The following is a 9,930-nucleotide window of genomic DNA, read 5'->3' on the forward strand; positions in this document are numbered from 1 at the left end:
GCCGGTGAGCCAGCCGCCCAGCGCCAGGTAGGCGGTGGGGAACAGCAGCAGACCGGACCACCCCACGAATACGAAGCGGTCGCGCTTGAGCCAGTCATCGAGGACGTCGAACCATCCCCGCTGCGGCAGACGCCCTGCAGCGATCGTCATAAAGGGCTTTACGAAGCTTTACAAGCCCATCGTACGGGCCTCGCTGGCGAATCGCGCCCACTTTCGCTTCCCTTAAGAACCGGATGAGTACAAGCACTCAGTCTTCGGTTGGTGCTGGCGATTCGCCAGAGTGGGCTTCCACCGATCCACGCGCGTGTACGTCGTCGAGCTGTCCCTGAAGCTGAGCCCCATGCCCGTCGCGGTGCAGCGCAAGGAGCTGGAGGCTGCCCAGGCTCTTTATGCCGAGGTGAAGCAGACCCTTGAAAGCGGCCAGCCACGGCTGCTCGAACTCCACTGCGAGAAGGAGGAGGACAAGTGCATCAGCCTGCTGAGCAGCGAACTGGTGGCCGTGCAGATGTACGAGAAGTCGGCCACGGGCGGCGGTTCCCGGCGGCCGGGCTTCAGCTTCGAGGGCTGAAGCCCTTCACGTCCCCCCTGACCGCTGCACCGTTGCGCACCGAAGCCGACCACCCCAGCGGAGCAGAGCCGCCTCTGACTGTCGAGCGGCTGTGCTTCACCTGGCCGAATGGCCGCGTGGCCCTGCAGCACTGCCAGCTCGTCATTCCCCGTCCGGGGCTCTGGATGTTGGTGGGCAGCAATGGCAGTGGCAAAAGCACGCTGCTGCGGCTGATTGCCGGCCTTCTGCAGCCCTCCGGCGGACAGATCCGGCGCCCCGACCGCACGGCACTGGTCTTCCAGAACCCTGACCACCAGCTATTGCTGCCCAGCTGTGGCAGTGATCTGCAGCTGGGGCTGCCCCAGGATCTCTCCTCGATCGAGCGCAGCGAGCGGGTGGAGCAAGCCCTGAAGCAGGTGGGACTGGCCGGCATGGCCTCCCGGCCGATCCATACCCTCAGCGGCGGCCAGAAGCAGCGGTTGGCGATCGCCGGCGCCCTGGCCAGCGGTGCTCAGCTGCTGTTGCTGGACGAACCAACGGCATTGCTGGATCCAGACAGCCAACGTGGCGTGCTGGAGCTGATCCACAGCCTGTGCACCGGATCCGAGCCAAAGCTGACGGCACTCTGGATCACCCACCGGCTGGAGGAACTGGCCGCCTGCAACGGCGCTGCCTTGGTGGAACAGGGCCATGCCGGCCCCTGGCAGAGCGGTGCAAGCCTGCGGCGCAGCCTTGCCCCCTTGCAAGGGGGCAAGGCTGCGGGGTAGTTTCTCGTGGTCCCAATCCTCGGTAGCTCAGCGGTAGAGCGGTCGGCTGTTAACCGATTGGTCGCAGGTTCGAATCCCGCCCGGGGAGTTGTTGTTCTGAAGCCGAAGCGTTCGCTTCGGCTTTTTTTTGGTCAGGCCCGCCGTGTCAAGTCCTGCCCAGCAGGGGCCGTCGGCCATGAAGCACCCCCTACAGCGGTCAGAGGTTCCGGGCACTGGTTCTCTGGGAGGATGGCGCCGCTTTCATTCAGCCACAACCGAAACTGCGACCCGGTCCCTTCCTTGCCTGTCGCAGGCCCCCCGCCAGCGCCATCAACTCCGGGCAAGGATCCCTGACCGGATTCCAGTCGTGTCCAGTCCCTTTGGACAGGCTCCCGCTCCAGCGTTCTTCTGCAATCACCCACGCCTCCGCTCCATCCATGAAGCCCTGCATCCTGCTGATCGAAGACGACAGCGACATGCGTGAGCTGGTGGCCGGCCATCTGGAGCACAGCGGCTTCGACGTCCATCGCGCCGAGGACGGCATCAAGGGTCAGGCTCTGGCCGTCCAGGTCACCCCTGACGTGATCCTGCTGGATCTGATGCTGCCCAAGGTGGACGGCCTCACCCTCTGCCAGCGCCTGCGACGGGACGAGCGCACCGCCCGGATCCCGATCCTGATGCTCACAGCTCTGGGTGGCATCAAGGACAAGGTGAGCGGCTTCAACTCCGGCGCCGATGACTACCTCACCAAGCCCTTTGATCTTGAGGAGCTGATGGTGCGGGTCAAGGCGCTGCTCCGCCGCACCGACCGTGCCCCCCTCTCCACCAAGCAGACCGAAATCCTCAGCTACGGCAGCCTGACCCTGGTGCCGGAGCGGTTTGAGGCGATCTGGTTCGATCAGCCGGTAAGGCTCACCCACCTCGAGTTCGAACTGCTGCACTGCCTGCTGCAGCGCCATGGCCAGACCGTCTCCCCTTCACTCATTCTCAAGGAGGTGTGGGGCTACGAGCCCGACGACGACATCGAAACCATTCGGGTGCACGTGCGCCATCTGCGCACCAAGCTTGAGCCAGATCCACGCAAGCCTCGCTTCATCAAGACTGTCTATGGCGCCGGCTACTGCCTGGAGCTTCCCATCGGAGACCAGTTGCTGCAGGTCCAGGCACTGATCAATGAGACGCGGGAGCAGCGGCGCCAGGAACGGGCCTCGGCCTGATCCTCTCCTCGCTGCCCTGTCCGAGCAGGCCTCGTTGCTGCAGGCCCAGATCCAGCAGAGCCACCTCCCAGGCCAGCCGAGGTTGGACATAGGCCAGCAGCTGGCGACGCAACAGCTCAAGCCGCCCCAGGCTCTGGGGCTGGTGATGGCGATGCCACAGCTGCCATTGCCACCAGTCCAGCAGCCAGAGTTGCTGCTCGGCGTCCAGGGCCTCCGTCAGATCCCTGGCCAGAGCCAGGGCCTCAAGCGGATCGGGCCTGAGGTCGAGCAGCCGCTCGGCCACGCCAGCGGGCAGCGCCTGCCACTGGCGACGATGCTCCAGCAGGGCTCCAGGCGAGCCGGCCGCCAGGTCGAGCAGTCCGGGGGGATCGGCCATCGGTGGATCGTCGGGTGGCGTTGGTGGCAAGGAGGCCAGCACCTGGGCCAGGAGGGCCGGTGAGAGCCGCGCGAAGGGAACCTGCTGGCAACGGGAGCGGATTGTGCTGAGCAGTTGTTCCGGCGCCGCGCTGATCAGCACCAGCAGGCTGTCGCCGGGCTCCTCCAGGGTCTTGAGCAGAGCATTGGCGGCTCCTTCCGCCATCGCTTCGGCCGTGTCCACCACCACCAGGCAGCGGTCCGCCTCCAGCGGCCGGCGTGCCAGAAAGCGGGTCAGCTCGCGCACCTGCTCGAGCCGCAACTGCGGCAAGGCCCGGCGGCTGAGGCCCTGCTCGCGTGCCTGGGCCGCTGTGAAGAGCTGACCCTGGTGCTGATAGGTGGGTTCCACCCAGAGCAGGTCGGGATGGTTTCCCTGCGCCAGGCGCCGCCGCACCGAGGCTGATCCCTCCGGCCCCGCCAGCACTCCCTCGAGAAAGCGCAGCACGGCCAGCCGCCGACCCACGCCCTCCGGCCCGGCGAACAGATAGGCCGGTGCCAGGCGGCGACGTTCCAGCGCCGCCTGCAACAGGACCACGGCCTGCGGCTGCCCGATCAGATCGGCGAACAGGTCAGCCATGCGGGCCGAACCTGCTTTCCAGCAGGGCCCGGCAGGCCGCCGTCACCTGGTCGGGGGAACCAGCGGCATCCAGCCTGCACCAGCCCCGTTCCAGCGCCAGTTGGCGGAAACCGGCCTGCACCCTCGCCAGAAACGCTTCGCCGCTGGCCTCGATCCGGTCTGCAGGGCGACCTCCACGGCGCTGCAGCGACGCCGCCAGGGGCAGATCCAGCCAGAGCGTGAGATCGGGCTGCAGGCCACCGGTGGCGATCCGCTCCAGCGGCAGGATCTGATCCCAGGGCAAGCCACGCCCATAGCCCTGATAGGCGGCGGTGGATCCGCTGAAGCGATCGCTGAGCACCCAGTCGCCGGCGGCCAGAGCCGGTTGCAGGCACTGCTGCACGTGCTGGGCTCGATCGGCCGCGTAGAGCAACAGCTCGGCCTCACTGCAGGGCGCCTGATCGTCGGGTGGATGCAACAGCAGCTGGCGCAGGGCCAGGCCCAGCGCAGTGCCCCCTGGTTCGCGGGTCGTCAGCAAGCGGGCCGCCGTGGGCATCAGGCCGGAGCCAGGCAACCACTGGCGCAGGGCTTCGAGCTGGGTGGTCTTGCCGCATCCATCGATGCCTTCGAACACCAGGAACCGCCCGCGCTCCATGGCCTATCCCTCCTCTCCCGTCCCAGCTGGTCGGGCGCTGCCGGTCAAGGCCGAATGTAGGGGGAGAGCAGCAGGGCGTTGACCACCACCGTGATCGAGCTGAGGGCCATCAGCAGGGCCGCCAGCGGCGGCGTCAGCACGATGCCGAAGCCGGGCAGCAGGGCTCCGGCAGCGATCGGCAGCACGATCAGGTTGTAGCCGAAGGCCCAGGCCAGGTTGGCCCGCACGGTCGCCATGGTTCGGCGAGCGATCGTCAGGGCCTCGACCACCCCGTTCAACCGATCGCCCAGCACCACCAGATCGGCCGTGTCCTGCGCGATCTGGGTGCCGGTGCCCACCGCGATGCCGAGATCGGCGGCGGCCAGGGCCGGGGCGTCGTTGATGCCGTCTCCCACCATCGCCACCGGCCCCAGCTGGCGCGCTTCAAGAATCCGCTCCAGCTTCTGCTCAGGACGCAGCTCCCAGGCCAGTTCCTCGGCGGTCAGTCCGAGCCGCTGGCCCAGGCGGTTGACGGCGGATCGCCGGTCTCCGCTGAGCAGGCCCAGCCGCAGCCGCTGATGCCGCAGCTGCTCCAGGGTCTGCAGGGCATCGCTGCGGGGCTGATCCTCGACCGCCACCAGGCCGAGCGGCACGGTTCCCTCCGCCACGGCCAGCACGCTGGCTCCCTGACGCTCCAGGGCCTGGACCCTGCGGTCCAGGCCCTCCATGGCCACGCCGGTTGCTGCCAGCCATGCGGGTCGGCCCACCCGCACCCGCAGTCCCTGCTCCTCGCTGACGAACATCCCTTCGACGCCGTCACCACTGAGGGTTCGGGTCTCGGCCACTGGCAGCAACGCCAGTCCGCGGCGCTCGGCCTCCTGCAGCAGGGCGTGGGCGAGCGGATGGCGGGTGTGCTGTTCGAGGCTTGCGGCGAGCTGGAGCAAGCGATCCGCTGCCGCGCCATCCGCAGGGGCGTTGAGCGGGCAGACCGCGCTGACCAGGGGCCGGCCCAGCGTGAGGGTGCCGGTCTTGTCGAACAGGACACCGTGCAGGGAAGCGGCGACCTCGATCGCATCGCCACCGCGGAACAGCAAGCCCCGGCTGGCCGCCAGACCGGAGCCCACCGTGATCGCGGTGGGGGTCGCCAGGCCGAGGGCGCAGGGACAGGCCACCACCAGCACGGCGATCGCCAGCTGCAGGGCCAGGGCAAAGGGGGTGTCGGCGGCCATGCCGAGGGCGGCATGGGCCGCATGGGGGCTGGCGCCGGTATGGGACGCGGCCTGGAGAACCTGCGGCCACAGAGCTGCACCCCACTGCCACCAGAACAGAAACGTGGCGAGCGCCAGCAGCACCACCACGCCGGCGAAGCGCCCGGCCACCCGGTCGGCCAGGCCCTGGATCGGCGCTTTGCGGGCCTGGGCCTGCTCGACCAGATGGACGATGCGGCTGATGGCGCTGTCGCTGCCGCTGCGCTCCACCTCCAGCACCAGGGGCGCTTCCAGGTTGAGGCTGCCGGCATCGAGCTGCGTGCCGGCCTCGGCCTGAACAGGCAGGGGCTCGCCGGTGAGGCTGGACACATCCACCGCCGAAGCGCCGTCTCGCACCACCCCATCCACGGGCACCCGATCGCCGGGCAGGATCCGCACCCGATCGCCGGGCCGCAGCCCCCCCACCCGCACCGGCCGGGGCGCATCGGTGCCGAGCAACAGCAGGGCCGTTTCGGGTTGCAGGCGGGCCAACTGCTCGATCGCCCGACCGGTGCGTTGGCGGGCCCGGTCCTCCAGAAAGCGGCCCAGCAGCACGAAGCCGAGCAGCATCACCGGTTCGTTGAAGAAACAGGGCCAGCCGCTGGTGGGGTGGAGATAGGCCACGAGGCTGGCGCCGTAGGCACTGGCCACCCCCAGCCCCACCAGGGTGTCCATGCTGGGCATCCCGGCCAGGGCGGCCCGCAGACCCCGCAGCAGGATCGGCCGGCCAGGCCCAAGCAGAGCCACGGTGGCCACCACCGCGTGCACCCCCGGGTCGATCAGTGCTGCGAGCGGCGCTCCTGCGGCGGTGAGGCGCTCAGGCAGGCCACCCACCATGGCCAGGTGTCCAAGGCCGGAGACCAGCACCAGCAGCAGCGCCACCACCAGTTGCCGCCACTGGCGCCACCAGTGCTCCTGCTCCCGCTGGTCGCGGCGATCCAGGGCCTCCACCGACAAGCGAGGACTGGCCGCGAAGCCCAGGCCCAGCAGGCTGGCCTGCAGCGCTGGCAGGGTGTCTGAGGCTGCGCCTGGATCCAGCCCCACCCAGGCCGTACGGGTGAGCAGATTGACGCTGGCCTGGCATACGCCCGGCTGCTCCAGCAGGCGGCGCTCCACCGCCCGCACGCAGCCGCCACATTTCATGCCCTCCACCTCCAGCAGCAGCGGCTCGAGGGCGGGCGATTCCGCCCCATCGGACGTACCAGGCGCTGCAGGGGCGCTGGTCGATGCAGACCGATCGCTCACGATCCAGAGGCAGTACAGGCAGGCTAGGCAGCCCACTCTCCAGCCCTGGGCCAAAGCGCCGGGCCGTCAGCGAAACCATGCAGGATGGTGGCAAGCAGACCAGGATCCAGCCGTGCCCCGCAGCCAGCGCAACGACAACTTCATCGACAAGAGCTTCACGGTGATGGCCGATCTGATCGTGAAGCTGATGCCGATCGATCCCAAGGCCAAGGAAGCCTATGTGTACTACCGCGATGGCCTCTCGGCCCAGAACGACGGTGACTATGCCGAGGCCCTGGAGAATTACGAGGAAGCCCTCAAGCTCGAGGAGAACGCCGTGGACCGGGGCGAGATCTTCAAGAACATGGCGATCATCTACATGAGCAATGGCGAGGAGGAGAAGTCGCTCGAGTACTACCGCCAGTCGCTCGACGCCAACCCCAACTCCCCCTCCTGCCTCAAGAACATGGGTCTGATCTATGAGAAGTGGGGCCGTCTGGCGGCGGAAGCCGGCGACCAGGACGCGGCAGACCGCTGGCTTGACCAGGCCGCCGACTACTGGGGCAAGGCGGTGCGGCTCTACCCCGGCGGCTACCTGGACATCGAGAACTGGCTGAAGTCGTCGGGTCGCAGCAACGTGGACGTGTACTTCTGAGCCTCCGCAGGCCCCTCAGACGCGCGACCCTCAGAACGGCTGCTCCTGGGAGGGGTGCGAGCCCAGGGCCGCCACCAGCGCTTCGGCCACGTTGCCCGCCTCCAGCAGCTGCAGATCCAGTCCGGCCGCCAGCCCCCCCAGGCCGCCGGACCTGGGCACCACCGCTCGGCGGAACCCGAGGCGGGCCGCTTCCTGCAGACGCAGCTCCATCTGCCCCACGGGTCTCAACTGGCCGCCCAGGCCCAGCTCACCGATCAGGACGGTTCCAGGCGGCAGGGTGAGGTCGCGGAAGCTGGCCACCACCGCGGCAGCAACCCCCAGGTCCGCCGCCGGCTCCTCCACCTCGAGGCCGCCGGCCACGGCCAGGTAGCAGTCGAAGCGCGACAGGGGCAGGGAGAGGTGCTTCTCCAGGACCGCCAGGATCTGATGGAGGCGATTGGTGCCGATGCCCGTGGCGGTGCGCCGTGGGCTGGCGTAGCTGGTGGTGCTCACCAGGGCCTGCAGTTCGACCACCAGGGAGCGGGTGCCTTCGCAGGCCACGATCGTGGCGGTGCCCGGGCTGGGCTCCTGGCTGCCCAGGAACAGTTCGCTGGGGTTGCTCACCTCCGCCAGGCCGCGGCCCTGCATCTCGAAAACACCGAGTTCGTGGGTGGCGCCGAAGCGGTTCTTCACGGCACGCAGCAGCCGGTGGCTGGCGAAGCGGTCCCCCTCGAAGGTGAGCACGGCATCAACCAGATGCTCCAGCACCTTGGGCCCCGCCAACATGCCCTCCTTGGTCACATGGCCCACCAGCAGCAGTGCCGTGTCCTGGCGCTTGGCGATGCGGGCCAGGGCCGCGGCACACTCCCGCACCTGCGCGACCGACCCCGGGGCGCTGCTGAGTTCGCCGTCGTGCAGGGCCTGGATGCTGTCGATGATTGCCACCGCCGGCCGCAGTGCCTCCAGCTCCTGCAACACCAGCTCCAGATCGGTTTCCGAGAGGAGTTGGAGCACGTTCCGGTCAGCCCCGCCAGACCCTTGAGGCTCGCTTCTGCCCTCACCGCTGGTGGCCGCCACTTCGGCCAGGCGCCGCCAGCGCAGTTTCACCTGCTGGGCCGATTCCTCGGCACTGACGTAGAGCACCGAGCAGCGATCCGCCATCGCCCGGGCGCTCTGCAGCAGCAGGGTCGATTTGCCGATGCCGGGATCGCCCCCCAGCAGCACCAGCGATCCCGGCACCAGGCCACCACCGAGAACCCGGTCGAGTTCGATGTAGCCGCTGCTGAGCCGCTGCAGGGGCCGTTCCCCCACCGCATGGATCGGCTCCGAACGCCGCGGTCTGCCGGTGGCGGCAGCCTCTCCATCCGCCCCATTCCAGTCTTCGGCCACACCGTGGCTTGCAGGGCCACCACCGGAGCGGGGCACCGGCCGGCGACGCCGTGAATCAGCTGCCGGTACCGCCTGTTCCACCAGGGTGTTCCAGCTGCCGCAGGCCGCGCAACGGCCGAAGAACTGGCGCGTGCGGGCGCCGCAGCTGCTGCAGACGTAGTGGGTGGACGGGCGCCCCAGGGCCATCGCTTCAACTCGATCTGTGACGAATGGTGGCTTTCAGTGAACGGAGTGGACCTCTGGCCTTTTCAGTAGTGCTGATCGGATGTAGATGCCGCTCAATGGCGAGTGCCTCTGTGATGACGGTTGTGGTGACGCTGCGATGACGGCTTCGTCCCCCGCCAAGGAAACCATCCTCGTCGTGGATGACGAGGCCAGCATCCGACGGATCCTGGAGACCCGCCTGTCGATGATCGGCTATCAGGTGGTCACCGCCTGTGACGGTGTCGAGGCGCTTGAAAGCTTCCGACGCGTCACACCCGATCTGGTGGTGCTCGACGTGATGATGCCGAAGCTGGATGGCTATGGCGTCTGCCAGGAGCTGCGCAAGGAATCGGATGTACCGATCGTGATGCTCACGGCCCTGGGCGACGTGGCCGACCGCATCACCGGCCTCGAACTCGGCGCCGATGACTATGTGGTCAAGCCGTTCAGCCCCAAGGAGCTCGAGGCACGCATCCGCTGCGTGCTCCGGCGTGTCGAGAAGGAAGCGGTGGCGGGCATCCCCAACTCGGGGGTGATCCAGGTGGGCGAACTGCGCATCGACACCAACAAGCGCCAGGTCTACCGGGGCGATGAGCGCATCCGGCTCACCGGCATGGAGTTCAGCCTGCTGGAGCTGCTGGTGAGCCGCTCAGGCGAGCCGTTCAGCCGCGGCGAGATCCTCAAGGAGGTGTGGGGGTATACCCCGGAGCGTCACGTGGACACCCGCGTGGTGGATGTCCATATCTCCCGGCTGCGCTCCAAACTGGAAGACGATCCCGCCAATCCCGAGCTGATCCTCACGGCACGGGGCACCGGGTATCTGTTCCAGCGCATCGTTGACGCCGTTGCCTCCGAAGGAAGCTGACAACACGGTTCCGGGCCCTCTGCGGCCTCGAACCAGCCGAGCCAAACCCAGCCGGGCGATCCGGCGACTGGTGGTCTGGTACCGGCGCAATGCGACCGTGACTCGCGTGGTCGGCACGGCCACCGCCGCCGGCAACGTGGCCGGGTCCGTGGTGGGCGTCGCCGGCAACGTGGCCGGTGCAGCCGGCTCGATGGCGGGGACCATGGCCGGATCGGTGGTCTCCGGCGCCGGCACCGTGGCGGGCACGGTGCTC

9 protein-coding genes, 1 tRNA gene and 1 pseudogene are annotated in these 9,930 nt (G+C 68.4%); 6 read left to right on the forward strand and 5 right to left on the reverse strand.

All coding sequences use genetic code 11. The features are described from left to right. Positions 1-150 (reverse strand): annotated as a pseudogene (locus VB716_RS15985) (photosystem II D2 protein (photosystem q(a) protein)); the annotation flags it as partial. A gap of 154 nt (positions 151-304) precedes the next feature. Here VB716_RS15985 and VB716_RS15990 point away from each other — a divergent pair. The 4 genes from VB716_RS15990 to VB716_RS16005 all read left to right on the forward strand — a co-directional run bounded on the left by VB716_RS15990 (position 305) and on the right by VB716_RS16005 (position 2,510). Next, complete coding sequence (locus VB716_RS15990; protein ID WP_322758252.1) at positions 305-568, forward strand: hypothetical protein; 264 nt, start codon at positions 305-307, stop codon at positions 566-568. A 32-nt stretch (positions 569-600) separates the two neighbouring features. After that, positions 601-1,314, forward strand: a complete 714-nt coding sequence (locus VB716_RS15995) for an ABC transporter ATP-binding protein (RefSeq protein WP_322758251.1) — start codon at positions 601-603, stop codon at positions 1,312-1,314. 16 nt (positions 1,315-1,330) lie between these two features. Then, positions 1,331-1,402 (forward strand) — tRNA-Asn (locus tag VB716_RS16000). Between the two features lie 328 nt (positions 1,403-1,730). After that, the gene (locus VB716_RS16005; protein WP_197158597.1) at positions 1,731-2,510 is read left to right on the forward strand and encodes a response regulator transcription factor; all 780 of its coding nucleotides are present in this window, start codon (positions 1,731-1,733) and stop codon (positions 2,508-2,510) included. On the opposite strand, the gene VB716_RS16010 is transcribed toward VB716_RS16005, so the two are convergent. Genes VB716_RS16010 through VB716_RS16020 form a run of 3 tightly spaced genes read right to left on the reverse strand, consistent with a single transcriptional unit; the run spans position 2,464 to position 6,504 of the window. Beyond that, entirely contained in the window at positions 2,464-3,501 is a 1,038-nt protein-coding gene (locus tag VB716_RS16010) for a DNA polymerase III subunit delta' (RefSeq protein WP_197170810.1), read from the reverse strand. The genes VB716_RS16005 and VB716_RS16010 overlap by 47 nt on opposite strands. Then, entirely contained in the window at positions 3,494-4,135 is a 642-nt protein-coding gene (tmk, locus tag VB716_RS16015) for a dTMP kinase (RefSeq protein WP_197158595.1), read from the reverse strand. The genes VB716_RS16010 and tmk overlap by 8 nt, the downstream gene beginning before the upstream one ends. A 44-nt stretch (positions 4,136-4,179) precedes the next feature. After that, a complete protein-coding gene (locus VB716_RS16020; RefSeq protein WP_322758783.1) occupies positions 4,180-6,504 on the reverse strand; it encodes a heavy metal translocating P-type ATPase in 2,325 nt (774 codons plus the stop codon). A gap of 214 nt (positions 6,505-6,718) precedes the next feature. Here VB716_RS16020 and VB716_RS16025 point away from each other — a divergent pair, with 214 nt between their 5' ends. Beyond that, entirely contained in the window at positions 6,719-7,240 is a 522-nt protein-coding gene (locus VB716_RS16025) for a photosystem I assembly protein Ycf3 (protein ID WP_197158594.1), read from the forward strand. 30 nt (positions 7,241-7,270) lie between these two features. On the opposite strand, the gene radA is transcribed toward VB716_RS16025, so the two are convergent. After that, positions 7,271-8,794, reverse strand: coding sequence for a DNA repair protein RadA (gene radA / locus VB716_RS16030; RefSeq protein WP_416238129.1), 1,524 nt, complete (start codon positions 8,792-8,794; stop codon positions 7,271-7,273). 136 nt (positions 8,795-8,930) lie between these two features. Here radA and rpaB point away from each other — a divergent pair, with 136 nt between their 5' ends. Then, complete coding sequence (gene rpaB, locus VB716_RS16035) at positions 8,931-9,677, forward strand: response regulator transcription factor RpaB (RefSeq protein WP_197158593.1); 747 nt, start codon at positions 8,931-8,933, stop codon at positions 9,675-9,677. Positions 9,678-9,930 lie beyond the last annotated feature (253 nt).

Source organism: Synechococcus sp. CCY9201 (genome assembly GCF_034931105.1).
In the GTDB taxonomy this organism is placed as follows: domain Bacteria; phylum Cyanobacteriota; class Cyanobacteriia; order PCC-6307; family Cyanobiaceae; genus CBW1002.

Bases quoted from the DNA above. Each gene is read 5' to 3' on its own strand.
- VB716_RS16010 (WP_197170810.1), bottom strand. From the start codon at position 3,501: ATGGCTGACCTGTTCGCCGATCTGATCGGGCAGCCGCAGGCCGTGGTC.
- rpaB (WP_197158593.1), top strand. From the start codon at position 8,931: ATGACGGCTTCGTCCCCCGCCAAGGAAACCATCCTCGTCGTGGATGAC.
- VB716_RS16005 (WP_197158597.1), top strand. From the start codon at position 1,731: ATGAAGCCCTGCATCCTGCTGATCGAAGACGACAGCGACATGCGTGAG.
- tmk (WP_197158595.1), bottom strand. From the start codon at position 4,135: ATGGAGCGCGGGCGGTTCCTGGTGTTCGAAGGCATCGATGGATGCGGC.
- VB716_RS16020 (WP_322758783.1), bottom strand. From the start codon at position 6,504: ATGAAATGTGGCGGCTGCGTGCGGGCGGTGGAGCGCCGCCTGCTGGAG.
- radA (WP_416238129.1), bottom strand. From the start codon at position 8,794: ATGGCCCTGGGGCGCCCGTCCACCCACTACGTCTGCAGCAGCTGCGGC.